Annotated in this window: 21 protein-coding genes, 1 other RNA gene and 1 pseudogene; 18 read left to right on the top strand and 5 right to left on the bottom strand. The window is 70.5% G+C overall.

Features of this window, described 5'->3' with window-relative positions:
- Positions 1 to 4: 4 nt before the first annotated feature.
- Positions 5 to 289 carry a hypothetical protein gene (locus MKL09_RS04155; RefSeq protein WP_244018216.1) on the bottom strand — a complete coding sequence of 95 codons (285 nt, stop codon included), beginning with the start codon at positions 287 to 289 and terminating at the stop codon, positions 5 to 7.
- Positions 290 to 441: 152 nt separating this feature from the next.
- Between MKL09_RS04155 and MKL09_RS04150 the strand changes: the two genes are divergently transcribed.
- The gene (locus MKL09_RS04150; protein WP_244018214.1) at positions 442 to 696 is read left to right on the top strand and encodes a hypothetical protein; all 255 of its coding nucleotides are present in this window, start codon (positions 442 to 444) and stop codon (positions 694 to 696) included.
- A 13-nt stretch (positions 697 to 709) separates the two neighbouring features.
- On the opposite strand, the gene MKL09_RS04145 is transcribed toward MKL09_RS04150, so the two are convergent.
- The 3 genes from MKL09_RS04145 to arsC form a co-directional block, all read right to left on the bottom strand.
- Positions 710 to 3,052 carry a PAS domain-containing sensor histidine kinase gene (locus tag MKL09_RS04145; RefSeq protein WP_244018212.1) on the bottom strand — a complete coding sequence of 781 codons (2,343 nt, stop codon included), beginning with the start codon at positions 3,050 to 3,052 and terminating at the stop codon, positions 710 to 712.
- A gap of 179 nt (positions 3,053 to 3,231) precedes the next feature.
- Positions 3,232 to 5,853, bottom strand: coding sequence for an aminopeptidase N (gene pepN, locus MKL09_RS04140; protein ID WP_244018210.1), 2,622 nt, complete (start codon positions 5,851 to 5,853; stop codon positions 3,232 to 3,234).
- Positions 5,854 to 5,935: 82 nt separating this feature from the next.
- Complete coding sequence (gene arsC, locus MKL09_RS04135; RefSeq protein WP_244018208.1) at positions 5,936 to 6,376, bottom strand: arsenate reductase (glutaredoxin); 441 nt, start codon at positions 6,374 to 6,376, stop codon at positions 5,936 to 5,938.
- 161 nt (positions 6,377 to 6,537) lie between these two features.
- On the opposite strand from arsC, the gene MKL09_RS04130 reads away from it, so the two are divergent.
- The 9 genes from MKL09_RS04130 to murD all read left to right on the top strand — a co-directional run bounded on the left by MKL09_RS04130 (position 6,538) and on the right by murD (position 16,909).
- Complete coding sequence (locus MKL09_RS04130; protein WP_244018206.1) at positions 6,538 to 6,978, top strand: VOC family protein; 441 nt, start codon at positions 6,538 to 6,540, stop codon at positions 6,976 to 6,978.
- Positions 6,979 to 7,035: 57 nt separating this feature from the next.
- An RNA gene (rnpB, locus tag MKL09_RS04125) (RNase P RNA component class A) lies at positions 7,036 to 7,434 on the top strand.
- Positions 7,435 to 7,839: 405 nt separating this feature from the next.
- Positions 7,840 to 8,907 (top strand): 16S rRNA (cytosine(1402)-N(4))-methyltransferase RsmH, encoded by a 1,068-nt coding sequence (gene rsmH, locus MKL09_RS04120; RefSeq protein WP_244018204.1) that lies wholly within the window; start codon positions 7,840 to 7,842, stop codon positions 8,905 to 8,907.
- Positions 8,904 to 9,317 carry a hypothetical protein gene (locus MKL09_RS04115; RefSeq protein WP_058194188.1) on the top strand — a complete coding sequence of 138 codons (414 nt, stop codon included), beginning with the start codon at positions 8,904 to 8,906 and terminating at the stop codon, positions 9,315 to 9,317. Before rsmH ends, MKL09_RS04115 begins: the two co-directional genes overlap by 4 nt.
- 147 nt (positions 9,318 to 9,464) lie before the next feature.
- Entirely contained in the window at positions 9,465 to 11,222 is a 1,758-nt protein-coding gene (locus tag MKL09_RS04110) for a penicillin-binding protein 2 (protein WP_279605672.1), read from the top strand.
- The gene (locus MKL09_RS04105) at positions 11,219 to 12,679 is read left to right on the top strand and encodes a UDP-N-acetylmuramoyl-L-alanyl-D-glutamate--2,6-diaminopimelate ligase (protein WP_244018200.1); all 1,461 of its coding nucleotides are present in this window, start codon (positions 11,219 to 11,221) and stop codon (positions 12,677 to 12,679) included. The genes MKL09_RS04110 and MKL09_RS04105 overlap by 4 nt, the downstream gene beginning before the upstream one ends.
- A gap of 32 nt (positions 12,680 to 12,711) precedes the next feature.
- Entirely contained in the window at positions 12,712 to 14,163 is a 1,452-nt protein-coding gene (locus MKL09_RS04100; protein ID WP_244018260.1) for a UDP-N-acetylmuramoylalanyl-D-glutamyl-2,6-diaminopimelate--D-alanyl-D-alanine ligase, read from the top strand.
- 89 nt (positions 14,164 to 14,252) lie between these two features.
- Positions 14,253 to 15,338, top strand: coding sequence for a phospho-N-acetylmuramoyl-pentapeptide-transferase (gene mraY, locus MKL09_RS04095; protein ID WP_243968696.1), 1,086 nt, complete (start codon positions 14,253 to 14,255; stop codon positions 15,336 to 15,338).
- Between the two features lie 206 nt (positions 15,339 to 15,544).
- Entirely contained in the window at positions 15,545 to 16,909 is a 1,365-nt protein-coding gene (gene murD / locus MKL09_RS04090; protein WP_244018198.1) for a UDP-N-acetylmuramoyl-L-alanine--D-glutamate ligase, read from the top strand.
- A gap of 131 nt (positions 16,910 to 17,040) precedes the next feature.
- On the opposite strand, the gene MKL09_RS04085 is transcribed toward murD, so the two are convergent.
- Positions 17,041 to 18,516 carry a PAS domain S-box protein gene (locus MKL09_RS04085; protein WP_244018196.1) on the bottom strand — a complete coding sequence of 492 codons (1,476 nt, stop codon included), beginning with the start codon at positions 18,514 to 18,516 and terminating at the stop codon, positions 17,041 to 17,043.
- A 286-nt stretch (positions 18,517 to 18,802) separates the two neighbouring features.
- On the opposite strand from MKL09_RS04085, the gene MKL09_RS04080 reads away from it, so the two are divergent.
- The 8 genes and pseudogenes from MKL09_RS04080 (at position 18,803) to MKL09_RS04045 (ending at position 25,673) form a co-directional block, all read left to right on the top strand.
- Positions 18,803 to 19,969 carry an FtsW/RodA/SpoVE family cell cycle protein gene (locus MKL09_RS04080; protein WP_243945485.1) on the top strand — a complete coding sequence of 389 codons (1,167 nt, stop codon included), beginning with the start codon at positions 18,803 to 18,805 and terminating at the stop codon, positions 19,967 to 19,969.
- A complete protein-coding gene (gene murG / locus MKL09_RS04075; RefSeq protein WP_244018194.1) occupies positions 19,966 to 21,075 on the top strand; it encodes an undecaprenyldiphospho-muramoylpentapeptide beta-N-acetylglucosaminyltransferase in 1,110 nt (369 codons plus the stop codon). The genes MKL09_RS04080 and murG overlap by 4 nt, the downstream gene beginning before the upstream one ends.
- Positions 21,076 to 21,227: 152 nt before the next feature.
- Positions 21,228 to 22,634 (top strand): UDP-N-acetylmuramate--L-alanine ligase, encoded by a 1,407-nt coding sequence (murC, locus tag MKL09_RS04070; RefSeq protein ID WP_244018192.1) that lies wholly within the window; start codon positions 21,228 to 21,230, stop codon positions 22,632 to 22,634.
- 5 nt (positions 22,635 to 22,639) lie between these two features.
- Positions 22,640 to 22,840 (top strand): annotated as a pseudogene (locus tag MKL09_RS04065) (DUF559 domain-containing protein); the annotation flags it as partial.
- A gap of 334 nt (positions 22,841 to 23,174) precedes the next feature.
- On the top strand, positions 23,175 to 24,107 hold the full coding sequence (gene murB, locus MKL09_RS04060) for a UDP-N-acetylmuramate dehydrogenase (protein ID WP_244018190.1): 933 nt from the start codon (positions 23,175 to 23,177) through the stop codon (positions 24,105 to 24,107).
- Between the two features lie 30 nt (positions 24,108 to 24,137).
- A complete protein-coding gene (locus tag MKL09_RS04055; protein WP_244018188.1) occupies positions 24,138 to 24,371 on the top strand; it encodes an AbrB/MazE/SpoVT family DNA-binding domain-containing protein in 234 nt (77 codons plus the stop codon).
- On the top strand, positions 24,358 to 24,714 hold the full coding sequence (locus tag MKL09_RS04050) for a type II toxin-antitoxin system PemK/MazF family toxin (RefSeq protein WP_244018186.1): 357 nt from the start codon (positions 24,358 to 24,360) through the stop codon (positions 24,712 to 24,714). The genes MKL09_RS04055 and MKL09_RS04050 overlap by 14 nt, the downstream gene beginning before the upstream one ends.
- A 35-nt stretch (positions 24,715 to 24,749) precedes the next feature.
- On the top strand, positions 24,750 to 25,673 hold the full coding sequence (locus MKL09_RS04045) for a D-alanine--D-alanine ligase (protein ID WP_244018184.1): 924 nt from the start codon (positions 24,750 to 24,752) through the stop codon (positions 25,671 to 25,673).
- Positions 25,674 to 26,193: the final 520 nt, after the last annotated feature.

Below are 26,193 nucleotides of genomic sequence, written 5' to 3'. Positions count from 1 at the left end.
GTGCCTATCGGTTACGATACGGACCCTCGCCCTGGACTTGGTCGTAGACGCCGTGCCCGGTCCGAGCCCGGTAGGCGCGGCCGGCGATCTCCCCGGGGGTGGGCGGCGTGCCGGGCCGGGCGAAGCTCGTCTCCGGGCGATAGGCCGGTCCCCAGCCGATCTCTTCGTCGCCCGCCGGGTCCTTGCCGGGGAAGCCGGTGGCGTAGCCGACGCTCTGGGCGAAGGCCGGGGCCGCGGAGAGCCCGAGCAGGGCCGCGAGGGTGAGGCGGAGCGTCGTCCTGGCGCGCATGGGTCATCTCGTCGAAGGTCGGTCCGCCGTGCGGATCCTCTGACGAGGAAACGCCGGCGGGTGACGCGCGTTCTCGGGGGCGCATCCGTGTCGCGGGCGAGATCCCGGACCACCGGCCCGGAGGACGCCTCGCCGCGGAGGCCCGGGTCGCCATGGAGGATTGGAAGGCGGGCTTTCGGGCCGAATTGCGGGCCATCGAGATCGCCACCGCCGACGCGGCCTCGGCGCAGCTGCCGGACCTGCTGCGGCGCCTGCGCCGCCACCAGGCCGGGCTCGGCGGTCCCGCGCTCCTGACCCTCTACCGCCGCTGGCGGATCAGGCGCCTCGCCCGGGCGGTGGCGGATGCCCGCTGGCAGGTGGAGCAGGGCCGCCTGGCGCGAGCGGGCGGGCTCGATCCGCGCCGGTGACCGGGTGAGACCCTCAGGCGGCGACCGACCGTCGCGTGCCCGGGCGCCCGGAATCCCGGAGCGAGCCGGCGGCCGGGCCCGGCCGGTCTTTCTGCTCGGGAACCGGCGCTGGCAGGCGCACCAGGACGACCGTGCCGACCGATTGCTCGGAGCGGATCCGCAGCGAGCCGCCGTGCAGCTCGACCATCGAGCGGGTGATCGCCAACCCGAGCCCCGAGCCCTTGTGGCTGCGGGTCATTTGCGCCTCGACCTGGGTGAACGGCCGGCCGAGCCGGGCGAGGTCGGCGCGGGGGATGCCGATGCCGCTGTCCTCGACGAACAGATGGGTGCTGGCACCCGCCCGGCGGACGCGGACCGCCACACGCCCTCCGGCCGGCGTGAACTTCACGGCGTTCTGGACCAGGTTGGCCAGGATCTGCTGCATCGCGCTCGGGTCGGCCAGCAAATCGATCCCGGGCTGAACGTCGACGCCGACCGTGATGCCCTTCTCCCGCGCGGCGGCTTCGACCAGCCCGAGCGCGGATCCGACGGCGGCAGTGGCGCAGATCGCCCGCGGGTTCAGCCGCACCCGGCGCGCTTCCAGCCGAGCCATGTTGAGGATGTCGTCGATCATGGAGAGCAGGTGCGAGCCGCTCTCGCGGATGTCGCGGCAATACTCGGTGTAGCGCGGGGTGCCGAGCGGGCCGAGGACCGCGTTCTCCATCACGTCGGCGAAGCCGATGATCGCGTTGAGCGGCGTGCGCAGCTCGTGGCTCATATTGGCCAGGAACTCGGATTTGGCCTGGCTCGCGGCCTCGGCGGCGGCCTTCTGGTCGAGGTAGCGCTCGGCCAGGTCGGCGAGCTGCTGGGTCTGAAGTTCGAGGGTGCGGCGGGAGCGCTTGAGGTCCTTGACGGTCTCGATCAACTCGCGCTCGGACGCCTGAAGCTGCTCCTGATGGCGTTTCAGGCTGGTGATGTCGGTGCCGACCGAGACGTAGCCGCCGTCCTTGGTCCGGCGCTCGCTGATCTGCAGCCAGCGGCCGTCGGTGAGTTCGGCCTCGAAAGTCCGGGCGGCCATATCGGCGAGGGCGAGGCCGGCCTCCGGGGATTCCCGCCGGATCTGGGGCAGCACGCCCCGGCCCATCACGTCGAGGTAGCTCCGGCCGGATTGCGCGTCCTCGGGGCTGAGGGCGTGGAGGTGGCGGAACTTCGAATTGCACAGCACCAGCCGGTTGCCGGTATCCCAGAGGACGAAGGCCTCCGAGATGGCCTCGACGGCGTCGCGCAGGCGCATGTCGGAGGCGGCGTTGGTCTCCTCCAGGGCGCGCTGCTCGGTGATGTCAGTGGCGATGCCGACGAGGTGACGCCCGCCATCGGTGGCGTCCGCCATCACCTCGGCCCGGGCGCGCAGCCATACATAGGCGCCGTCGGCGCCGCGCATCCGGAAGGCGTGGTCGACGCAGGTCTGGGCGGCGGCGAGCCCCCGGGCGAGGCTGTAGAGATCGCCGTCGTCGGGATGAACCAGGGCGTTCACCGCCCCGAAGGAGAGATATTCGTGCTGCCGCTGGTAGCCCAGCAGCGCGTACATCGAGTCGGACCAGTAGATCCGGCCCCGGGCGATATCCCAGTCCCACAGCCCGCAGGCGCCGCGGCGCAGGGCCGTCTCCAGGCGGCCGCGAATCTGCTCGCGCGCACGGTCGGCCCGGGTCGCCTGCCGGCTCTGCAGCCCGTAGGCGAGGCCGACGCCCACGATGACCAGGATCGCCGCCGCGACCAGGACGATCTGGTCCCGGGCCCGGGCGCTCCAGCCGCGCATCAGCGGCTCGATCGGCTGCAGCACCGCGACCTGTCCGGCCCCGTCGGGCAGGCTGTGGATGGCGGCGAGCACGCTCTCGCCGCCGGGCAGGTCGAGGGCCATGGCACCGGCGCGCTCGCCGAGGCCGGAGAGCGGCTCGCTCTCGCCCAGCACCTGGGCCAGGGTCGTGGCGTCGGCGGGAAGGGGCGGATGGGATGCGGCGATGCGGGTATCGGGCCGCAGCAGCAGGAGGCGCCGACCCGGATGGCGCTCGCTCTCCGGCATCAGGCTGCGCAGGTCGGAAGCCCGGCCGCCAGCCGGAGTGATCGCCCGGGCGGCCAGCCGGGCGAAGCCCTCGACCTCGGCCTTGGCGCCGGCCAGGATCTCGGCCCGCTGCCCCTGGATGTGGAGCGCCGCGAGGCCGACCAGGCAGGCCAGGAACACCGCCAGGATGCCCGGCACGGCGTAGCGCAGCCACCGCTCGACCAGACCGAGCCGCGGATCCCGGACGCGCATCGGCCAGGAAACGGCGAGACTCGATTCCGCACGCGCGGAGAAGGAAGCGGAAGCCGCCTCCGGCATGGCCGAACCTCACCCGTGGGAACTGCGATCCGTCCGCGGCGTCTCGCGCCCCTCGAATCTGATTGAATACAACCATCTTCGAGGGGCACTTGTCCACGGATTTTTTACCATTCGGTCTTGACGCAACCCCTGCGTTACGACTCGGCCACAGAATCGTTTTCTACCGCAAGTTCAGTAGCTTAGCCGTCTCCAAGGGTGCGCGCCACGATGTCGGTCGAGTCCCGCGACAGGCCCGGGATCGCCTTGATCCGATTAAGCATTTCGCCGGCTTTCCCGGCCCGCGATTTTTCCAGCCGCCGCCAGGATCCGAAGGCCGTCAGCAGTCGTGCGGCAACCTGTGGGTTGGTCGAATCGAGGGATGCGACCGTGTCGGCGACCAGCGAAAAACCGGCTCCGTCGGGCCGCGCGAACTGTGTCGGGTTGCCGAACGCGAAGCTTCCGACCAGGGCGCGTACCCGATTCGGGTTGGCCATGGTGAAAGCCGGGTGGGTTTTCAGCCGGGCGATTCGCTCCAGAGTCCCGGCTTCGGGGATCTGCGCCTGGATAGCGAACCACTTGTCGAGGACGAGGGGCTCGTCGGCGAATCGCTCCGCGAAGCCCGCCAGCGCCTCCTCCCGGGCCTGGCCGGGGATCAGCGCCAGGGTGCCGAGTGCCGCCAGGCGGTCGGTCATGTTGGTGGCGTGCGTCAGGCGCTCGGCGGCGCGGGCCGCCCCGGCCTCGGCATCGCCCACCGCGATCAGGTCGAGGGCGGCGTTGCGCAGGGACCGGCGCCCGGCCGAGGCCGCGTCCGGGCTGTAGGCCGCGCCATCGGCCGGGGCGAGGGCGGCGTCCAGCCGTTCAAGGCGCGGCCGCAGGGTCCGACCGAGACGCGCCCGCAGATCGAACCGCGCCCGGTGGATCGCGTCGGGATCGACGTCCGCTTGCAGGGCGTCGGCGGCCTCGCCCTCGCTCGGCAGGGCCAGGACCAGGGCCGCGAAGGCCGGGTCGGCCAACGCCTCGCCGTCGAGGAAGCGCCCCAGCGCCTCGGCGAAGGCATCGGCCCGGGCTGGATCGGGGTCGAGGATCAGCCGCAGGGCGACGTCCTGTGCCGCCTGCCAGCGGTTGAACGGGTCGCTGTCCTGCGCGAGCAGCCGCATCCGCTGGCCGTCGGTCAGGTCGAACTCAAGCCGGACCGGGGCCGAGAAGTCGCGCAAGAGCGAGGGAACCGGCTCCTCGGTGACATGCTCGAACACGATCTCGGCCTCGGCGCGGTCGAGCACGTAGACCCCGTCCCGCACATCCGGGCAGGTGGCGCCGGTGAGCGGCCCGGCGGCGCCGACGAGGCCCAGCGCCACCGGGATCACCAGGGGCGGCGCGTCCTGTCCGCCCTCGCCGGGCAGGCTCTGGACGAGGCCCAGGGTGCAGCGGGCGGCCTGCGGATCGTACGCCGTGGTAACGGACAGGCGCGGCGTGCCGGGCCGCTCGTACCACCGGGCGAAGGCGGACAGATCGCGCCCCGTGACCGCCGCGAAGGCGGCCAAAAAATCCTCGACGGTGGCGGCGCGGCCGTCATTGTCGGCGAAGTAGCGGTCCATGCCGGCCCGGAACGCCTCCGGGCCGATCAGCGTGCGGAGCATCCGGACGATTTCGGCGCCCTTGTCGTAGACGGTCGCCGTGTAGAAGTTGTTGATCTCGGCATAGGCCCGCGGCCGCACCGGGTGGCGCAGGGGGCCGGCATCCTCGGGGAATTGCCGCGCCCGCAGGGACCGGACCTCGGCGATCCGGTGGACCGGCCGGGAGCGCATGTCGGACGAGAATTCCTGGTCGCGGAAGACGGTCAGCCCCTCCTTGAGACAGAGCTGGAACCAGTCCCGGCAGGTGACCCGGTTGCCCGACCAGTTGTGGAAATACTCGTGGGCGATGATCGCCTCGATCGCGGCGTAATCGCCGTCGGTGGCGGTCTCCGGGCTCGCCAGGACGTACTTGTCGTTGAAGATGTTGAGGCCCTTGTTCTCCATCGCGCCCATGTTGAAGTCGGACACCGCGACGACGTTGAACACGTCGAGATCGTACGGGCGGCCGAAGGCGGTCTCGTCCCACTTCATCGAGCGGATCACGGCGTCGAGGGCGTAATCGGCGCGGGCCTCCTTGCCGGGCTCGACATAGACCGCGCAGGTAACGGCGCGCTTCTCCTGGGTGGTGAAGCGGGTCTCGACCTTGCCGAGCCGGCCACCGACCAGGGCGAACAGGTAGGCGGGCTTCGGGTGCGGGTCGTGCCAGACCACGAAATGCCGATCGGTCCCGACGGCACCGGATTCGACCAGGTTGCCGTTGCCGAGCAGCACCGGCGCCTCGGCCCGATCGGCCTCGATGCGGGTGGTGTAGACCGCCATCACGTCGGGGCGGTCGAGGAAATAGGTGATCCGGCGGAAGCCGTCTGCCTCACACTGGGTGCAATAGACCCCGCTGGAGCGGTAGAGGCCCATCAGCTTGGTGTTGGCGGTCGGGTCGACCTCGGTGACGAGGCGTAAGGTGAACGGCTGCTGCGGCGGAGCGTGCAGGCTGAGGCCGGAGGGCGTCGCCGTGTAAGTGTCGGCCGCGAGTGCGGCGCCGTCGAGAACCACCGAGACCAGGCGAAGGTCGTCGCCGTCGAGATGGAGCGGCGCCCCCGCGCGGCCCGCCGGGTTCGGGCGCAGCGCCAGGGTCGCGTCGATCCGGGTGGCGTGCGGGTCGAGGCGGATGTCGAGATCGACGCGGTCGATCAGGTAGTCGCTCGGCCGGTATTCCTCCAGGCGGATCAGCGGCGGCGTCTCGGTGCGCATTCGGCTCTCTCTCCGGATCGGGTTCGGGCCCGTTCTGGTCCCTCGCGGGGCCTCGCGCAACGCGATCCGGGCGGCGGGACGCTTACGCGGTGCCGACGCGACGGCCTTCCTCGTCCACAACCCGCTCCCCGTCTTCCTTGACGAACTCCCCTTGCTGCGCCGGCAGCAGGTCCAGCACGCGCTCGGAGGGTCGGCACAGGCGGACGCTCTTCGGGCTGACCACGAGCGGCCGGTTGAGCAGGATCGGATGCGCCTGGATGGCATCGAGCAGTTGCGCGTCGCTCAGCGCCGGATCGGCGAGGCCGAGCTCGGCAAAGGGCGTTCCCGTCTCGCGCAACGCCTGGCGCACCGACAGGCCGGCCCGGGCCAGGAGCTGCGTGAGCAACGCCCGGGCGGGCGGGGTCTTCAGATACTCCACGACGTGCGGCTCGAGGCCGGCGTTGCGGATCATCGCCAGGGTGTTGCGCGAGGTGCCGCAATCCGGGTTGTGATAGATCACCACGTCAAAGGCGCGATCGGGCATGGTCCACCTGCTTCATCGTCCGGCCGGAGACGGCGTCGCGCCCGATCTACTCGCCCGAGCGCCCGCGCTCTAGCTAGGACAGCGACCGGCCCGGCCGGTCAGTCCGTTTCCGCCGAGGGCGCCGCGACGGCCCTCGCGCCAACTCAGGGGATCGCCGCCAGATGGAATACCTGCACACCATGGTCCGGGTGGCCGATCTCGACCGGTCGCTCGCCTTCTACGTCGACACGTTCGGCCTCAAGGAGGTCCGCCGGGTCGAGAACGAGAAGGGCCGCTTCACCCTGGTCTTCCTGGCCGCCCCCGGGGATGTCGAGCGGGCGCAGGCGAGCAAGTCGCCGCTGGTCGAGCTGACCTACAACTGGGACCCGGAGACCTATACGGGCGGGCGCAATTTCGGGCACCTGGCCTATCAGGTCGACGACATCTACGCCTTCTGCGCCCGGCTCAAGGACAAGGGCGTGACCATCAACCGTCCGCCCCGCGACGGCTACATGGCCTTCGTGAAGTCGCCGGACGGGATCTCGATCGAGATCCTGCAGAAGGGCGGCGCCAAGGAGCCGCAGGAGCCGTGGGTCTCGATGGAGAACACCGGCAGCTGGTAAAGCAAAGCCCCCGTCGCCCTTGACCCGGACGGCGGCGCGGGCGCATCTGCCCGCGGATCAGCCGGCCGGGCGGCCGCTCCGGATGCCTCGGCGTCCGGGGAGGAAAGTCCGGGCTCCATGGAGAGACGGTGCCGGATAACGTCCGGCGGGGGCGACCCCAGGGACAGTGCCACAGAGAGCAGTCGGCCCCGGACGCGTCCGGGGTCAGGGTGAAAGGGTGCGGTAAGAGCGCACCGCGGACGCGGCAACGCGGACGGCACGGCAAACCCCACCGGGAGCAAGACCGAATAGGGGCGGCGCGCCCTTCGCGAGAAGGGCAGGCCCGCTCTCCAGGCCAGTCGCCCGGGTTGGTTGCTCGAGGCGGTCGGCAACGACCGTCCCAGAGGAATGGCCGCCACGTCGGCGCGCGCGAGCGCTCCGGCCTTACAGAACCCGGCTTATAGGCCGGCTGATCCATCCCCCTGAACCGGCGCCGCCGTGTGGGCCCGCCCGAGCTTCGACCCGCTCCGGCCGGGTCCAAAAATTTGCGCCGGGCAAAAACCTTCGGTTAACCGTACCGGGGTCAGATCGGTCGGCTCGCCAGCGCCAGGCTCGCGCGTTGACGATCCTCCGAGGCCCATGATACCCGGCATCCTCCCGTCAACGGCGTGTATCGGATCGCCGGGCGTCACCTGCACAGGTGCAGGTCCCGTCCGTGCGCGGCGTTTCGCGCGCTCTGCATCCGGTGCCGTTCCCGTCACGCGCGCCGCGCTCGCGCGGCCCGGCACAGGGCACCATGAGACGCACGAGCCGCACCCGCGCCGGACTTCCCGGATCGCGCAGAAACCCCGACTGTCCCCGCACCGGCCCGGCGAGGCGCGCATGATCCGGCGCCGCCCCCCGGCCGAGGTCGCGGCCGCCGCGCGCTGCGATGGCGCCGTCTCCACCCAGCCCCACGTGCCGGTGCTGCTCGACGAGGTCGTCGAGTCGCTCAAGCTCGACGGCGGCCTGGCCGTCGACGGCACCTTCGGGGCCGGCGGCTACACCCGCGCGCTGCTGGCGGCCGATCCGGCCCTGCGGATGATCGCCATCGACCGCGATCCGGAGGCGATCGCCAACGGCCAGGCTCTGGTCGGCGAGAGCGGCGGACGCCTGCGCCTCGTGTCCGGCCGGTTCGGCGATCTCGACGCGCTGCTCACCGAGGCCGGCGAGGCACGGGCGGACCGGATCGTGCTCGATATCGGCGTCTCGTCGATGCAGATCGACACGCCGGAGCGGGGTTTCTCGTTCCGCAACGACGGCCCCCTCGACATGCGCATGGGCAAGGACGGCCCGAGCGCCGCCGACCTCGTCAACGAGGCCGACGAGACCGCGCTCGCCGACATCATCTATCATTACGGCGAGGAGCGGCGCTCGCGGGCCGTGGCCCGGACCATCCACGAGGCCCGCCGCCGCGGCCGGATCGAGACCACCGCCCAGCTCGCCGAGCTGGTGGCCAGCGTGGTCTGGGCCGAGCCCGGCAGCCACATCCACCCGGCGACCCGGACGTTCCAGGGCCTGCGGATCGCCGTTAACGACGAGCTCGGCGAGTTGGTCCGCGCGCTCCACGCCGCCGAGCGGGTCTTGGGCCCGGGCGGACGGCTCGCCGTGGTGACGTTCCATTCGCTCGAAGACCGCATCGTCAAGCAGTTCTTCGCGGCCCGCAGCGGCCGCTCCGCCCAAGGCTCGCGCCACCTGCCCGGCGGCCAAGCCGAGACGATCCGCAGCTTCCGTCTCGTCACCAAGGGGCCGGTCCTGCCGGGTGAGGCCGAGATCGCCCGCAACCCGCGCGCCCGCTCGGCCAAGCTCCGGGCCGGAGAGCGTACCGAATCCGAGACGCCCGAACCGCTCGCCGCGCTCCACGCGCTGGCGGGCCTGCCCGAAGCCGCCCGCGGGGGCCATCGCCGATGATCCGCCTGCTGAACCTCCTGGCGGTCGCCGGCCTCGTGGCCTCGGCGATCTACGCCTACTCGATCAAGTACGACACGCTCTACCAGGGCGGTCAGGTCTCCAAGCTGCAGACCGCCTTGCACAAGGAGCGGCAGGCGATCGCGGTGCTGCGCGCCGAGTGGCAGTTGCTGACCCGGCCGGACCGGCTGCAGGCGGCGGTGGACAAGCACCTCGCCCTGGAGCCGATCGGCACCAGCCACCTGGCCCGCCTGTCGGACCTGCCCGCCCGCCCGGAGCGCGGCGACGAGATCGGCCGGCTGCTCGCCGCGACCGCGACGCCCAAGGACAAGGGCGGGATCGAGCCGCGCACCACCGGCGCGATTACCCGCACCGTCACCACGACCCGCACCCCGAATACCGCTTCGAGGTAATCACCCGTGTCCGAAGACGCCGACCAGACCAGAGCCGTGGCAGCCGAGGCGCAGATCTCGGAGCCCCAGGTCCCGGAGACCGATGCACCGGAGCATTACGCCGTGTCGGCGCAGGATGCGGCCGCGCTCGAGGCCGCCGCCCGGGCCCTGACGCCGGACCTACGCGCCGCCCGCGCCAAGGCGTTCGTGCGCAGCATGTTCCGGCTCGCCATCGAGCGCTCGCACATGCGCGTCGCCCTGGTCGGGCTGGTCTTCGTCGCGGTGTTTGGGACGATCTCGACGAAGCTCCTGATGATGGCGGTGTTCGGCGAGCCGCCGAGCCAGGAGCACCGGGTGGCGGCCGCGTCCTCGACGGCGTTCCGGCCCGACATCGTCGACCGCAACGGCGAGATCCTGGCCACCGACATCCGCACCGTCTCGGTCTTCGCCGAGCCCGGCAACATCTACGACAAGGACGAGGCGGTGGAGCTGCTCACCGCGGTCCTGCCGGAACTCAACGCCTCGGAGCTGCGCGCCAAGCTGTCGTCGCGCAAGGACAAGAAGGGCGCGGGCTTCGTCTGGGTAAAGCGCGAGCTGACGCCGAAGCAGCAGGCCGAGGTGCATCGGCTCGGCATCCCGGGCATCGGCTTCCTGCCCGACCACAAGCGGGTCTACCCGAACGGCACCGCCGCCGCCCACATCCTCGGGGCGACCAACCTGGACGGTGTCGGCATCGCCGGCATGGAGAAGTACATCGATTCCACCGGCCTGCAGGCGCTCAACAGCTTCGGGCTGGTCAACAAGCAGGCCGACCTGAAGCCGGTGCAGCTGTCCATCGACCTGCGCGCCCAGTTCGCGGTGCGCGACGAGCTGGCTTGGGGCATCGACCACTTCAAGGCCAAGGCCGGCGCCTCGATGATCCTCGACGTCAAGACCGGCGAGGTCATCGCCCTGGTCTCGATGCCGGATTTCGATCCGAACGACCCGAAGGACGCGCTCTCGCCCGACCGGATCAACCGCATGAATGTCGGCGTCTACGAGATGGGCTCGACCTTCAAGGCGATGACGCTGGCCATGGCGCTCGATTCCGGCAAGTACAACGTCAACTCGACCTTCGACACCCGCGGCGGCGTGCTGAACTGGGGCCGTCAGAAGATCCACGAGTATCACGGCACCAACCGGCTCATCACCATGCCGGAGGTGTTCACCCACTCCTCCAACATCGGCTCGGCCAAGATGGCGCTTGGTGTCGGCGTCCCCGGCCACAAGGCGTTCCTGAAGAAGATGGGCCTGCTCGACCGGCTGCGGACCGAGCTGCCCGAGAGCGCGGCCCCGATCGTCCCGTCCCGCTGGAGCGAGATCAACACGATCACCATCGCGTTCGGCCACGGCATCGCGGTGGCGCCGATCCAGGCGGCCGCCGCAGTGGCGGCGATCGCCAACGGCGGCGACCTGATCACCCCGACCTTCCTGAAGGCGGCCCCCGACGACAAGGCCCGCGCCACGCACGTTCTCTCCGGCCAGACCTCCGAGGCGATGCGCTACATCATGCGCCTCAACGCCGCCGAGGGCTCGGCCAAGAAGGCGGCGATCCCGTACTACTTCGTCGGCGGCAAGACCGGCACGGCCGAGAAGGTGATCGGCGGGCGCTACATCCACAACCGCCTGTTCACCACCTTCATGGCGGCGGCGCCGATGAACGACCCGAAGTATCTGTTCGTGACGATCATGGACGAGCCGCAGGGCCTGCCGGAATCGGGCGGCTACGCGACCGCGGCGTGGAACTCGGGTGTGGTCACCGGCAAGGTGATCGAGCGGGTCGCCCCGATCCTCGGCCTGCCGCCGCAATTCGAGCCGCCGGTGCGACCGTTCCCCCAGATGGTCAAGCTCAACGCCTACCACGTCAACCAGCTGGGCGGCCCGTGAGCGGCCGCCTCGCCGATCTCTTCCCGGAGGCCGCCGGCCCGGCCGCCGACCTGACGGTGTCGGCGCTGACCGCCGACAGCCGAAAGGTCGCGCCGGGCGGCGTGTTTGTCGCGGTGCCGGGCACCCAGGCCGACGGCCGCCTGTTCGCCGCGCAGGCTGCCGGACGCGGCGCGGTCGCGGTGGCCGGGGAGGGCGAGCGCCCCGCCGACTTGCCCGAGGACGTCGCCTGGATCGCGGTTTCCGATGCCCGCCGGGCGCTGGCGCTGGCCGCAGCCCGGCTCGCCGGGGCGCAGCCGGGAACCGTGGTCGCCGTGACCGGCACGGCGGGAAAAAGTTCGGTCGCCGATTTCGTGCGCCAGATCCTGTCCCGGCTGGGCCGCGACGCCGCGAGCCTCGGCACCGTCGGGATCGTCACCAATCGCGGCGCGGAATACGGCTCGCTCACCACCCCCGATCCGGTGACGCTGCACCAGACCCTGGCGCGGCTCGCCCGCGACGGCGTCACGGAGCTCGCCATGGAGGCGTCCTCCCACGGGATCGAGCAGCGCCGCCTCGACGGCGTGCGGCTCACCGCGGCGGGCTTCACCAATCTCGGCCGCGACCATCTCGACTACCACGCGAGCATCGAGGACTACCTCGCGGCCAAGCTGCGCCTGTTCACCGACCTGCTGCCGAAAGGCAGCCCGGCGATCGTCAACGTGGACGGGGCCTATGCGGATCAGGTGATCGCGGCTTCCGAGGGCGCAGGCCGGCCGGTCCGCACGGTCGGGCGCGCGGGAACGGAGATCCGCCTCGTCTCGGCGCTGACCGAGGGCTTCGCGCAAGCCGTGACGCTCCTGCATGACGGCGTGACCCGGACGGTGCATCTTCCGCTGGTCGGTGATTTCCAGGTCGCGAACGCCCTGGTGGCGGCCGGGCTGGCGCTCGCGACCCCGGCCGGCGCCGCCGATCCCGCCGGTGTGTTCGCCGCCCTCGACCACCTCACCGGCGTGCCGGGCCGGATGGAACGGGTCGGCGAGGCGCGGGGCGGCCTATGCCTGGTGGATTATGCGCACAAGCCCGAGGCTTTGGAGAGCGTGCTGACCGCATTGCGGCCGTTCGCGTCGGGACGCCTCGTGGTGGTGTTCGGCTGCGGCGGCGACCGCGATCGGGGCAAGCGCCCGCTCATGGGCGCGATCGCCGATCGTCTGGCCGATGTCGTGATCGTCACCGACGACAACCCGCGCACCGAGGATCCTTCGACGATCCGGCGGGCCATCCTCGAAGCTTCTGCGAAAGCTGAGGAAATCGGCGACCGGGCCGCGGCGATCCATGAAGCCGTGCGGCGCCTCGGACCCGGCGACGTGCTGGTGGTCGCCGGCAAAGGTCATGAAACCGGCCAGATCGTGGGAGATCGGACCCTGCCGTTCTCGGACCACGAGGTCCTGCGCGCCGCCATCGCCGAGGCGGCGCGCTGATGGCGCGGCCGGATGGTGACCGGGGGCTGACCATGACCGCACTCTGGACCCGAGACGACTTGGAGGCCGCCACCGGCGGGCGCCTGATCGGCGAGCGCCGCCCGATCGGCGGCGCCTCGATCGACACCCGCACGCTCCAGCCGGGCGACCTGTTCTTCGCGATAAGGGGCGAGGCCCGCGACGGCCACGACTTCGTCGCCGACGCCCTCGGGCGCGGCGCCGGCGCCGCGGTGGTGAGTGAGGCCCGGGCCGCCGACTTGTCCGCGCACGGCCCCGTTCTGGCGGTCCCGAAAGTTGGCGCCGACCCGGTCCTGACCGCGATGACCCGTCTCGGCGAGGCCGCCCGGGCGCGCACGGACGCCCAGGTCGTGGCGGTGACCGGCTCGGTCGGCAAGACCGGGACCAAGGAGGCCCTGCGCCACGTGCTGGCCGCGCAGGGCGAGACCCACGCCTCGGCGGCCTCGTACAACAACCATTGGGGCGTACCCCTGACGCTCGCCCGCATGCCGCAAGCCACCCGCTACGGCGTGTTCGAGATCGGCATGAACCACCCGGCCGAGATCGTGCCGCTGACCGCCCAGGTCCGCCCCGACATCGCGCTGATCACCACGGTCGAGCCGGTGCATATCGAGCATTTCGCTTCCGTTTCGGCGATCGCCGACGCCAAGGGCGAGATCTTTTCGGGCCTCGAGCCCGGGGGCGTGGCGATCATCAATCGCGACAGCGCGCATTTCGAGCGCCTGCTCGCCCACGCACGGGCGTCCCGCGCCGGCCGGGTCGTCAGCTTCGGCGAGCATCCGGAGGCCGACGTGAGGGCGCAAACAATCGTGCTGCGCCCCGACCTGTCGGTGGTCGACGCCGCGGTGATGGGCCAGCCCGTGACCTACAAGCTCGGCACCGCCGGGCGGCACGCAGCCCTGAACTCCCTCGGCGTGATGGCCGTCATCCACGCGCTGGGTGCCGATCTCGCCGAGGCGGCCCTGTCGCTGGCGGGTTTGAGTCCGCCGGTCGGGCGCGGCGAGCGCACTGCCCTCGAGATCGAAGGCGGCACCGCTTACTTGGTCGACGAGAGCTACAACGCCAACCCGGCCTCGGTCCGGGCGGCGATCGCGACGCTCTCCGGCATCGAGACCGGCCCGCGCGGCCGCCGCATCGCGGTGCTCGGCGACATGCTGGAGCTGGGCGCGGCCTCGCCGGACTTGCATCGCGGCCTCGCCGAGGCGATCGAGGCCGCCCGGATCGACCTGGTCTTCGCCTCCGGGCCGCTGATGCGCAACCTGTTCGAGGCGCTGCCGGTGAGCCGCCGCGGCGGCGTCGCCGACACCGCCGCCGACCTGATCGAGCCGCTGACCCGCAACCTCCGGTCCGGCGATGCCGTGATGGTCAAGGGATCGAATGGCAGCCGCATGGGGCGGATTGTCGATGTGCTGAAAGCCCGCTACGCGATCGACCCGGCGCGGCGCGGAACGGCCGCCGCCCCGTGATCCGCCTCATGATCGGCACGCCCGAGCGTTCGCGACGATCGGTGCCGCCCCCTGAAACCCGCGCCTGAACAAAGGGGCCGAGCGCCCGGATGCTGTACCTTCTCTCGGAACTGAGCGGCACATTCTCGCCGCTCAACGTCTTCCGCTACATCACCTTCCGCACCGGCGGCGCGCTGTTCACGGCGGGCCTGTTCGTGTTCTGGTTCGGGCCGTGGATCATCTCCCTGCTGCGCCTGCGCCAGGGCAAGGGCCAGCCGATCCGCGAGGACGGCCCGCAGACCCACCTGCTGACCAAGCGCGGCACGCCGACCATGGGCGGCCTGATGATCCTGGCGGGCGCCGTCGTGGCGATCCTGCTCTGGGCCAACCCGCGCAATCACTACGTCTGGGTGACCCTGACCGTCACCCTCGGCTTCGGGGCGATCGGCTTCTACGACGACTACCTCAAGGTGACGAAGCAGTCGCACAAGGGCTTTTCCGGCAAGTTCCGGCTGTCGCTGGAAGCGATGATCGCCATCGCGGCCTGCACGATCATCTCGGTCTACTCGCCCGCCGCGCTCCAGAACCAGCTGGCCTTCCCGGTGTTCAAGGATGCGCTGTTGAACCTCGGCTGGTTCTACGCCCTGTTCGGGGCGTTCGTGATCGTCGGCGCCGGCAATTCCGTGAACATGACCGATGGCCTCGACGGCCTGGCGATCGTGCCGGTGATGATCGCCTGCGGCACCTTCGGGATCATCGCGTATCTCGTCGGCAACTCGTTCACCGCGAGCTACCTCCAGGTGAACTACGTCCGCGACAGCGGCGAGCTCGCGGTGGTCTGCGGCGCGGTGATCGGCGCCGGCCTCGGCTTCCTGTGGTTCAACGCACCGCCGGCGCAGATCTTCATGGGCGACACCGGCTCCCTGGCGCTGGGCGGCCTGCTCGGCACCATCGCGGTCGCGACCAAGCACGAGATCGTCCTGGCGATCGTCGGCGGCCTGTTCGTGCTGGAGATGATGTCGGTGATCATCCAGGTCGCCTCGTTCAAGCTCACCGGCAAGCGCGTCTTCCGGATGGCGCCGATCCACCACCATTTCGAGCAGAAGGGCTGGAAGGAGCCGCAGGTCGTGATCCGGTTCTGGATCATCGCGGTGATCCTGGCGCTCGCCGGCCTGGCGACCCTGAAGCTGCGCTGAAATTCTGTGCTAACCTCCCGGCCGAGATGGTTGATCCCACTCAGGCCCTCATCCTGAGGTGCGGCCGCGACGCGGGCGCCTCGAAGGAGCCCTCCAGCCGGCCGCGCGATCCCTGGAGGGCTCCGTCAAAGCCCGCTGGTTCGGGCAGCTCAAGATGAGGGGGTTGGGTGGGATCGGCGATGTTCCCACGTTGAATTGAGTTTCCCATGACACCCGTCACCGTCTTCGCGGGCCAGAAGGTCGCCCTGTTCGGGCTCGGCGGCTCGGGGCTGGCTACGGCCAATGCGCTGAAGGCCGGCGGCGCCGAGGTGATCGCCTGGGACGACAATGCCGGCAGCGTCGCGCGTGCGCAGGATTCGGGTATCGGCACGCAGGATCTGCGCGAGGCCGACTGGTCCGGCCTCAAGGCCCTGGTGCTCAGCCCAGGCGTACCCCTGACCCATCCGGAGCCGCACTGGACCGTCCGGCTCGCCCGGGACGCCGGCACCGAGATCATCGGCGATATCGAGCTGTTCTGCCGGGAGCGCCGGTCGCGGGCGCCCCAGGCGCCCTTCGTGGCGATCACCGGCACCAACGGCAAGTCGACCACCACGGCGCTGATCGCCCACGTGCTGGCCCAGGCCGGGCGTGACGTCCAGATGGGCGGCAATATCGGCACCGCGATCCTGTCGCTGGAGCCGCCGGATGCCGGCCGCGTCCACGTGATCGAGATGTCGTCGTTCCAGATCGATCTGACGCCCAGCCTCGACCCGACGGTCGGCGTGCTGATGAACATCACGCCGGACCATCTCGACCGCCACGGCACCATGGAGCAGTACGCCGCCATCAAGGAGCGCCTGATCGCCGGCGCCGGGCTGGCGGTGGTCGGCATCGACGACGGCCCGAGCCGGGCGATCGCCGAGCGGCGCACGGGCGACCTCGTGCGGGTCCACGTGCCCACCGGCGACGCGCTCTGCACCGACGCCCTGACGGTGCGCGACGGCCTCGTTCGCGATCCCGACGGCACGGCCATGGCCGACGTCACCGGCATTGGCTCGCTGCGCGGCGCCCACAACTGGCAGAACGCCGCCGTGGCGGTGGTGGTCGCCCGAGCCCTCGGCCTCACCGGCGAAGAAATCCAGGCCGGCCTGTCGTCCTTCCCGGGGCTGCCGCACCGGATGGAGGAGGTCGGACGGCGCGGCGCCGTGCTGTTCGTCAACGATTCCAAGGCGACCAACGCGGATTCCACCGAGAAGGCGCTCACCGCCTTCCGGGACATCCACTGGATCCTCGGCGGCAAGGCCAAGGAGGGCGGGATCTTTCCGCTGGTGCCGTATTTTCAGCGGGTCGCCCACGCCTACCTGATCGGCGCGGCCTCGGATGCCTTCGCGGCGACGCTCGAAGGCGTCGTGCCCTATACCCGCTGCGAGACCCTGGAGGTCGCGGTGCCCAAGGCCGCCGAGAACGCCGCCGCCTCCGGTGCCCCGGAGCCGGTGGTGCTGCTCTCGCCGGCCTGCGCCTCCTACGACCAGTTCCGCAATTTCGAGATCCGCGGCGACCGGTTCCGGGAGCTGGTGCAAGCATTGCCCTGAGGGCATCGATCGTCAGGGTTTCAAAAGGTCGGTGACCTTTTGCGGGTCCAGGGCAGAGCCCTGGGATGTCTCGGGGGCTCCGCCCCCGAACCCCGCCAAAGGGCTGAGCCCTTTGGCGGGGTTCGGGCCGGTCAGCGTGCCAGCACCTTGGCGGCGTCCCGGGTGGTCGCCACCGCCTGCGAGACGTCGGCGACAGCCTGGGCGATCGCCCCGATATTGCCGGTGATCGCCGTGACCGCGCCGGCGGCGCTCTGCATGCTCTCGGCGAGGTCGCGGGTCACCGCGCTCTGCTCCTCGATCGCCGCCGCTGTGGACACCACGGTCTCGCGCATCACCGAGACCGAGGCCCCGATCGAGCCGAGGGCCACCACCACCTCCTGCGAGACCTGCTGCACGCTGGCGATCTCGCCGTTGATCTGCCCGGTGGCGCGGGCCGCCTGGTCGGCGAGCGCCTTCACCTCGCTCGCCACCACCGCAAAGCCGCGACCGGCCTCGCCCGCGCGCGCGGCCTCGATGGTGGCGTTGAGCGCCAGCAGGTTGATCTGGCCGGCGATGCTCTGGATCAGGCCGACGATGCTGGACATCGCGGTGGCGCTGTCGGCGAGGCGCTTGGTGTGGCCGTCCGCCTCCCGCACGCAGGCATAGGCGGTGTCGGTGGCGCCCTGGGAGCGGACAATGCTCTGGGACATCTCGGCGACGGAGGCGGCGAGTTCCTCGGCGGCCGCCGCCACGGTCTGGACGTTGCCGGAGGTCGAATCCGCGGCAGTCCCGGCGAGGCGGGCGGCGTCGGTCGAGTGAAGGACCGCGTACTCGATCGCGCCGAAATTGCTGTCGATCAGCGTCCGGAGATCGGCTAGCAGGCGGACCTGCTCGGTGATGTCGGTGGCGAACTTCACGACCTTGTAGGGCCGGCCGGCGGCGTCGAGGATCGGGTTGTAGGACGCCTGGATCCAGATCTCGCGCCCGTCCTTGCCGAGGCGCCGGAACTGCGCGGCCTGATAGGTGCCGTTGCGCAGGGCCGCCCAGAACGCCCGATAGGCCTCGCTGTCCCGGTAGCCGGGCTCGACGAACAGGCTGTGGTGCTGCCCGACCACCTCGTCGCGCCCGTAGCCCATCACGGCGAGGAAATTGTCGTTGGCCTCGATCACCATGCCGTCGAGGTCGAAGGCGATCACCGCCTGCACCTTGTGGATCGCCGCGATCTGGCTGGCGCGGTCGGCCTCCTCGGTGCGCTGCCGGGTGATGTCGGTGGCGAACTTCACCACCTTGTAGGGTCGCCCCCGGGCATCGAGCATCGGGTTGTAGGACGCCTCGATCCAGATCGGACGGCCGCCGCGACCGACCCGCCGGAACTGGCCCGTCTCGAACGCGCCGCCGCGCAGGCGCTCCCAGAACGCCCGGTACTCCGGGGAGTCCCGGTAGCCCGGATCGACGAACAGGCTGTGGTGCTGGCCGATCACCTCCGGCAGGGTATAGCCGACCGCGTCGAGGAAGTTGCCGTTCGCCGATAGGATGCGGCCGTCGAGATCGAACTCGATCATCCCCTGGACGCGGTCGAGGGCGGCCAGCTTGGCGCGTGCTTCACGGGCCTTCAGAGCAGCGAACATGGCGGGTCGGCTTCTGCTGTGCGGATCGGTGCTAGCAAAGCGGCGCGCTCGAGGAGCCGCTTTCCGATCCTGGTGAGGATGCACGCCAGAGTTGCATGCCGCGAATTAACATTCGATGATGCCCGATAAAGTACAGCCTTGGCGAATACGGTAATTCCGCCCGGATGCCGTCGCCGGCGGCTCGCGCGCATCGGCCGGCCATAAGGCTCCGTTTACCATTCCCCCACAGGATCCGGCCCGACCCACGCGGACCGGCCTCCGCGCGGCCTGGAGTTCGGTGCCCGGCATGATCTCTCGCGCGGAACGCACACCGCTGACCGACTGGTGGTGGACGGTGGACCGTGGGCTGCTCGCGGCGCTGTTCGCGCTGATGGTGGCCGGCCTGGTCTTCCTGATGGGCGGCGGCCCGCCGGTCGCCGAGCGCATCGGCCTGCCGACCTTCTACTTCCTCAACCGGCAGGCTTTGTACCTCGCGCCGACCATCCTGCTGATCTGCGCGGTGTCGTTCCTGTCCCTGCGCGGGGTCCGGCGGCTGGCGCTGGTCACCTGGGTCTGCGGCGTCGCGCTCTGCCTGCTCGCCGGCAAGTTCGGCCCGGAGATCAAGGGCGCGCATCGCTGGATCCAGTTCGGGCCGATCGGCCTGCAGCCGTCGGAATTCGTGAAGCCGGCCTTCGTGGTGGTGGCCGCCTGGGCGTTCTCGGAAGGCGCGCAGCGCCGCGACATGCCGGGCGGCTTCCTGGCGATGCTGCTCCTGCCGGTCACCATCGTGCCGCTGCTGCTCCAGCCGGATTTCGGCCAGACCATGCTGATCACCATGGTGTGGTGCGCGCTGTTCTTCGTCGCCGGCCTGCACCTGATCTGGGTGGCGCTGCTCGGCGTCCTCGGGCTCGGCGGCGTGTTCGCGGCCTACCTGTTCTTCCATCACGTCCGCGAGCGCTTCAACAAGTTCCTCGACCGCGATTCCGGCGGCGGCTTCCAGGATTTCTGGTCGCGGGAATCGTTCCGCTCGGGCGGCTGGTTCGGCACCGGCCCGGGGGAGGGGGTGGCCAAGCGCCACCTTCCGGACGCACATACCGACTTCATCTTCTCCGTCACCGGCGAGGAGTTCGGCGTGATCGTCTGCCTGTGCCTCGTGGGCCTGTTTGCCTTCATCGTGCTGCGCGGCCTCAAGCTCGCCCGGCGCACCGACGACACGTTCTCGCGGCTGGCGATTACCGGCCTGACCACCCTGTTCGGGCTCCAGGCCTGCATCAACATGGCGGTGAACACCCAGCTGATGCCTGCCAAGGGCATGACCCTGCCGTTCGTCTCCTTCGGCGGCTCGTCGATGATCTCGCTGGCGCTCGGCACCGGATTCCTGGTCGCCCTGACCCGCAAGCGCCCGCGCACCGTCCTGCTGAGCCAGAAGCCCCCCGGCACCGCCTCGGCCACCGTCGCCGGAGTGATGCGGTGACGGTCTTCACCCCTACGATCCTGCTGTGCGCGGGCGGCACCGGCGGGCACCTGTTCCCGGCCGAGAGCCTCGCCCACGCGCTCCGTGCCCGCGGCATCCGGGTGGCGCTCGCCACCGACGCCCGGGTCGACGCGATCGCGAGCGAGTTCCCGGCCTCCGAGGTGGTCACCATCGCCTCGGCGACGCCCTCGGGCCGATCGCCGCTGAAACGGGCGAGCGCCGTGCTGACGCTGGGCCGCGGCTTCGGCGTCGCCGCCAAGGAGATACGGCGGATCAACCCGGCCGCGATCGTCGGCTTCGGCGGCTACCCGACCGTGCCGCCGGTGCTCGCCGGCCAGATCCTGCGGGTGCCGACGGTGCTGCACGAGCAGAACGCCGTGATGGGCCGGGCCAACGCCTTCCTGGCCCGGGGCGCCCGCACCATCGCCACCGGCTTCAAGGACGTCCGCGGCGTGCCCGACAAGGCGCGCGCGCCCCGCATCCACACCGGCAACCCGCTTCGCCCGGCCGTGATCGAGGCGGCCAAGATCCCGTATCCGGCGCTTGGCGACGGCGACGCCCTGCGGCTCCTGGTGTTCGGCGGCAGCCAGGGCGCCCGGGTCATGGGCGAGGTCGTGCCCGAGGCGATCGAGCGCCTGCCCGCCGACTTGCGCGCCCGCCTGCACCTCATCCAGCAGGTCCGCCCCGAGGACCTGACCGCGGTGCAGAACCGCTACCTCGCCCTGGGGCTCGCCGGGCTCGAAGCGGCGCCGTTCTTCAAGGACCTGCCGGCCCGTATGGCCGCGAGCCACTTGGTGGTCTCACGCTCGGGCGCCTCGACGGTGTCGGAACTCGCGGCGATCGGCCGGCCGTCGATTTTGGTGCCGCTGCCCGGCTCCCTCGACCAGGACCAAGCTGCCAACGCCGCGACCCTCGACGCGATCGGCGCGGCGCTCGCCCTGAACCAGACCGCGTTCACGCCGGATCGCCTCGCCGCCGAGCTGGTGGCGTGCTTCGAGACGCCGGCAAAATTGACCGCGGCGGCCGATGCGGCCAGAAGCGCGGGCATCCACGACGCCGCCGAGCGGCTGGCCGAGGTCGTCGTCGAGACGGCCAGAAGCGGTTAGCAATCGGGTTTCCAAAGGGCTCAGCCCTTTGGCGGGTTGTCAGGGCGGAGCCCTGATGGGGCACGGCAAAGCCCGATGCAGGGCTCCGCCCTGTACCCGCAAAAGGTCCCAGACCTTTTGAAACCATGACTTTACGGAAGGTACGACGACAGATGAAGCTGCCCGACAAGCTCGGCCCCATCCACTTCATCGGCATCGGCGGCATCGGCATGTCCGGCATCGCCGAGGTGATGAGCAACCTCGGCTACACGGTCCAGGGCTCCGACGCCTCGGACAACGCCAATGTCCGCCGGCTGGCCGAGAAGGGCATCCGCACCTTCGTCGGCCACCAGGCCGAGAACGTCGACGCGGCCGCCCTGGTGGTGGTCTCCACGGCGATCCGCCGGGACAACCCGGAACTCCAGGCCGCCCGCGAGCGCCGCCTGCCGGTGGTCCGCCGCGCCGAGATGCTGGCCGAGCTGATGCGCTTCAAGTCCTGCGTCGCCATCGCGGGCACCCACGGCAAGACCACCACGACCTCGCTGGTCGCGACCCTGCTCGACGCCGGCAGCCTCGACCCGACCGTGATCAACGGCGGCATCATCAACGCCTACGGCACCAACGCCCGGATGGGCGAGGGCGACTGGATGGTGGTGGAGGCCGATGAATCCGACGGCACCTTCCTCAAGCTGCCCGCCGACGTCGCCATCGTCACCAACATCGATCCCGAGCATCTCGACCATTTCGGCTCGTTCGAGGCCGTGAAGGACGCGTTCCGGCGCTTCATCGACAACATCCCGTTCTACGGCTTCGCGGTGATGTGCACCGACCATCCGGTGGTGCAGGACATGGTCGGCCATATCGAGGACCGGCGGATCATCACCTACGGCGAGAACCCCCAGGCCGACGTGCGCCTGCTCGACGTGGACCTGAAGGGCGGCCAGAGCCGCTTCCGCGTGATGATCCGCGACCGGCGCCCGGGCTTCCGCATGGAGATGGAGGACCTGGTCCTGCCGATGCCCGGCAAGCACAACGCGCTCAACGCCACCGCGGCGCTCGCCGTGGCCAACGAGCTCGGCGTCTCGCACGATGCGATCCGCCGGGCGCTCGCGGGCTTCGGCGGGGTCAAGCGCCGGTTCACCCGCACCGGCGAATGGAACGGCGCGACGATCTTCGACGATTACGGCCACCATCCGGTGGAGATCAAGGCGGTGCTCAAGGCCGCCCGGGCCTCGACCGACGGCAACGTCATCGCGGTGGTGCAGCCGCACCGCTACACCCGGCTCGCCTCGCTGTTCGACGATTTCTGCACCTGCTTCAACGACGCCGATACGGTGATCGTGGCCCCGGTCTACACGGCCGGCGAGTCGCCGATCGAGGGCATCGACCGGGACGCTCTCGTTTCGGGCCTGCGCTCGCGCGGCCACCGCGACGCCCGCCCCCTGGACCGGCCCGAGGAGCTGGCCGGCATCGTCGCCGAGCTCGCCAAGCCCAGCGACTACGTCGTGTGCCTGGGCGCCGGCACGATCACGCAGTGGGCCTACGCGCTCCCGGGCGAACTCGCCGCGCGGGGGAAGTAAAAGGTATGCGATCGGCCCAGACGGAACGCACGCGATTCCGTCGGCATCTGCGCCAATCCCAAACGGAGGCGGAGCGCCGTCTCTGGAATCGCTTGCGCGACCGACGTCTCGCCGGCTTCAAGTTCGTGCGCCAGGAATCGATCGGGCGCTACGTCGCGGATTTCTGCTGTCGCGAGGCGCATCTCATCGTCGAGATCGATGGCAGCCAGCACGCGGACAATGCGCGCGATCGCGTCCGGGACGCATGGCTGGCCGCGCAGGGCTACCCGTCCTCCGTTTCTGGAATCCCGAGATCGCCGACAATATCGGTGCGGTGCTGGACACCATCCTGGCCGCGCTGCCCCCCTCTCTCCGCACGCGGGGAGAGGGCCGCGACGACCACGTCGTCGGCGCGGCGAGCCCGAAGGGCGAAGGTGAGGGGGCGGCTCCGGACGAGCCTTTGTCGGAGCCGCCCCCTCACCCTCGGCTGCCGCCTCGATGCGACGACGACAGGGTCGTCGCATCCCTCTCCCCGCGTGCGGGGAGAGGGGAGATCATCCCATGACCGCATCGCTTCACGACCGTATCCGCGCCGCCGCGCCGGGCTTGCGCGGGCGCCTGCTGGCGGACCAGCCGCTGGCCGATCTCACGTGGTTCCGCGTCGGTGGGCCGGCGGAAGTCCTGTTCACCCCGGCCGACGAGGAGGATCTCGCGCAGCTCGTCGCCGTCCTCGAGCCCGACGTGCCGGTCACGGTGATCGGCCTCGGCTCCAACCTGATCGTCCGCGATGGCGGGGTGCCGGGCGTGGTGGTGCGCCTCGGCGGCAAGGCGTTCGGCGGCATCGCAATCGACGGCGACACCCTGCAGGTCGGCACCGCCGTGCCGGACATGCGGCTGGCCAAGGCGGCGGCCGAAGCCGGGCTCGACGGGCTTGCCTTCTATCGCGGCATCCCGGGCTCGATCGGCGGCGCCCTGCGGATGAACGCCGGCGCCCATGGCGGCGAGACCACAGACGTGCTGATCGAGGCCCACGGCATCGACCGGACCGGTGCCCTGCGCCGCTTCAGCCACGCCGAGATGGGCTTCTCCTACCGGCATTCCGATGCGACCGAGGACGTCATCTTCACGCGCGCCCTGTTCCGAGGAAAACCCGGCGACCGCGCCGCGATCGAGGCCGAGATGGAGCGGGTCACCGCGGCGCGCGAGGCCGCGCAGCCGATCCGCGAGCGCACCGGCGGCTCGACCTTCGCGAACCCCGAGGGCGGCAAAGCCTGGCAGCTGGTCGATGCCGCCGGCTGCCGGGGCCTGACCCGGGGCGGCGCCCAGGTCTCGCCGATGCACTGCAACTTCCTGATCAACACCGGCGGCGCCACCGCGGCCGACATCGAGGGCCTGGGCGAGGAGGTCCGGCGTCGGGTGCGGGAGACCAGCGGAATCACGCTGCGCTGGGAGATCCGGCGGATCGGCGTGGATTCGACGATGGTAAGCCGGTAAGATGTAAGTCGAGGCGCAGGCGTATCAGCGATGCCCGATAAATCCGCCCGCACCGCCTACTCGAAGGTCTCCGTAAAAAGTCAGACCGTGCTGCCCGCGGAGGTGCGCGCGCATCTCGCCATCGGCCCGGGCGATCGTCTGCGCTACCGGATCACGCCGGAGGGCATCCAGATCGACAAGGCTCCGCCGGAGGGCGAGGATCCGTTCGTGGCGTTCACGGAATGGGGCGGCCCCATCGACGACGAAGATTATGCCGACCTCTGATGCCGCGCATGTTCCGGCCGGCACCATCGTGGTCGTGCCGTTCCCCTATTCGGACCGGCTGGCCGAGAAGCGGCGCCCCGCACTCGTCGTGTCCGGCACCGCGGTCGCAGAGGCCGGCTATGTGTGGATCGCGATGATCACCAGCGCCCGCAACACCCGCTTGGCCGGCGACCTCCCGATCGCGGATCTCGACGCGGCCGGCCTCGGCGTCGCCTCGGTGGTGCGCCCGCTGAAGATCGCCTGCATCGAACCCAACCGAATCCTCCGCCGCCTCGGCGCCCTGCATCCCGACGCGGCGGCAGCGGTCTACGCCGCGATCCATGGCATGGTCGGCCAAGCGTGACCCCATCCTCGACCCAGCTTTCCCCGGAGCCCACCATGTCCAAGCACGTCGCCGTCCTCCTGGGCGGCACCTCCGCCGAGCGCGAGGTCTCGCTCAGCTCCGGCGCGGCCTGCGCCGCGGCGCTCGAAGGCGAGGGGTACCGGGTCACCCGGGTCGATGTCGGCCCCGACATCGCCGCGGTGCTCACCGACCTGCGGCCGGACGTGGCGTTCAACGCCCTGCACGGTCCGGACGGCGAGGACGGCACGATCCAGGGCCTCCTGGAGATCCTGAAGATTCCCTACACTCATTCGGGCGTGCTCGCCTCGGCGCTCGCCATGAACAAGGAGCGGGCGAAGACCGTGATGCACGCTGCAGGGGTCGACGTGCCGGCGGGCCGGATCGTTAACCGCTTCGAGGCCGCGAAAAATCACCCGCTGCCGCCGCCCTACGTGGTCAAGCCGATCGCAGAAGGCTCTTCCGTCGGGGTCATCATCGTGCGCGACGGCCGGTCGCACCCGCCCCAGATCCTCGCCTCCGAGGAGTGGAAGTTCGGCGAGCAAGTCCTTGCAGAACCTTACATAGCCGGCCGCGAGCTCACCTGCGGGGTGATGGGCGACAAGGCCCTCGGGGTGATCGAGGTGAAGGCCTCCACGGGGGAGTGGTACGACTACGACGCGAAGTACGCCCCGGGGGGTTCGGTGCACGTGCTGCCGGCCGAACTTAAACCAAATGTTTACCAGCGTGTCCAAGAACTGTCGTTAACGGCGCATCAAGCACTGGGCTGCCGGGGCGTCAGCCGTGCCGACCTTCGCTACGACGACACACCGGGTGGAACCGGTCTGCTCGTGGTTCTGGAGGTCAACACGCAACCCGGCATGACCCAGACGAGCCTTGTGCCTGAGATGGCGGCCCATGCGGGCCTGGGTTTCGGTGAGCTCGTCCGATGGATGGTGGAGGACGCTTCTCTGAATCGCTGAGCGGCGGTGACGCTGCCGGTCGCAGGCGCGATACGGCACTCGGGCTCGCGAGGCCGCTGTCGCCGGCTTCGGCCGTCTGAGCGACTGCACGTGTTTCGCTGGTCCGGGGTTCAGGATCGGCGCGACCACGCCCCCGGCGTCGTGGGGCGTCGTGATCGGGCTCGTTCGATACACCACCTGCCGCGCAGGATCCGGGTTGAGCGTCGCCACGCGTCCGGGCGGGGGCACAGCGGTGATCGTCGGTGCAGCACGACCGCGGACCTCGATCGGAGCCTGCACCTGGATCGATCGGGGCGGCAGGATAGGCGCAGGGGTCGGCGCCGTCTCCAGGACTCCCGTCTGCTCCGTGCTGGCTCGATCCTGCGATTGTTCCGCCACATCTCGTTCAACCGCCGCTACCACGCGCGGCTGAACCACTTGCCCGACATTTCGACGTACGTTGCGGTCATTCCATATGTACGACTGTCCGTCCGTTAGCCGCGCCGCCTCGCGGGTGCCCTGGCAGCTGAGAGGCACGGGG

It is taken from the genome of Methylobacterium sp. J-048, assembly GCF_022829515.1.
Classification (GTDB): Bacteria; Pseudomonadota; Alphaproteobacteria; order Rhizobiales; family Beijerinckiaceae; genus Methylobacterium.
The sequence above is the reverse complement of the archived record's forward strand: the minus strand, read 5'-3'. Positions and strand labels throughout refer to the sequence as shown.

Excerpts from the sequence above, each read along its gene's own strand:
- MKL09_RS04155 (WP_244018216.1), bottom strand. The coding sequence starts at position 289 with ATGCGCGCCAGGACGACGCTCCGCCTCACCCTCGCGGCCCTGCTCGGG.
- MKL09_RS04150 (WP_244018214.1), top strand. The coding sequence starts at position 442 with ATGGAGGATTGGAAGGCGGGCTTTCGGGCCGAATTGCGGGCCATCGAG.
- MKL09_RS04145 (WP_244018212.1), bottom strand. The coding sequence starts at position 3,052 with ATGCCGGAGGCGGCTTCCGCTTCCTTCTCCGCGCGTGCGGAATCGAGT.
- pepN (WP_244018210.1), bottom strand. The coding sequence starts at position 5,853 with ATGCGCACCGAGACGCCGCCGCTGATCCGCCTGGAGGAATACCGGCCG.
- arsC (WP_244018208.1), bottom strand. The coding sequence starts at position 6,376 with ATGCCCGATCGCGCCTTTGACGTGGTGATCTATCACAACCCGGATTGC.
- MKL09_RS04130 (WP_244018206.1), top strand. The coding sequence starts at position 6,538 with ATGGAATACCTGCACACCATGGTCCGGGTGGCCGATCTCGACCGGTCG.
- rsmH (WP_244018204.1), top strand. The coding sequence starts at position 7,840 with ATGATCCGGCGCCGCCCCCCGGCCGAGGTCGCGGCCGCCGCGCGCTGC.
- MKL09_RS04115 (WP_058194188.1), top strand. The coding sequence starts at position 8,904 with ATGATCCGCCTGCTGAACCTCCTGGCGGTCGCCGGCCTCGTGGCCTCG.
- MKL09_RS04100 (WP_244018260.1), top strand. The coding sequence starts at position 12,712 with ATGACCGCACTCTGGACCCGAGACGACTTGGAGGCCGCCACCGGCGGG.
- mraY (WP_243968696.1), top strand. The coding sequence starts at position 14,253 with ATGCTGTACCTTCTCTCGGAACTGAGCGGCACATTCTCGCCGCTCAAC.
- murD (WP_244018198.1), top strand. The coding sequence starts at position 15,545 with ATGACACCCGTCACCGTCTTCGCGGGCCAGAAGGTCGCCCTGTTCGGG.
- MKL09_RS04085 (WP_244018196.1), bottom strand. The coding sequence starts at position 18,516 with ATGTTCGCTGCTCTGAAGGCCCGTGAAGCACGCGCCAAGCTGGCCGCC.
- MKL09_RS04080 (WP_243945485.1), top strand. The coding sequence starts at position 18,803 with ATGATCTCTCGCGCGGAACGCACACCGCTGACCGACTGGTGGTGGACG.
- murC (WP_244018192.1), top strand. The coding sequence starts at position 21,228 with ATGAAGCTGCCCGACAAGCTCGGCCCCATCCACTTCATCGGCATCGGC.
- murB (WP_244018190.1), top strand. The coding sequence starts at position 23,175 with ATGACCGCATCGCTTCACGACCGTATCCGCGCCGCCGCGCCGGGCTTG.
- MKL09_RS04055 (WP_244018188.1), top strand. The coding sequence starts at position 24,138 with ATGCCCGATAAATCCGCCCGCACCGCCTACTCGAAGGTCTCCGTAAAA.
- MKL09_RS04050 (WP_244018186.1), top strand. The coding sequence starts at position 24,358 with ATGCCGACCTCTGATGCCGCGCATGTTCCGGCCGGCACCATCGTGGTC.
- MKL09_RS04045 (WP_244018184.1), top strand. The coding sequence starts at position 24,750 with ATGTCCAAGCACGTCGCCGTCCTCCTGGGCGGCACCTCCGCCGAGCGC.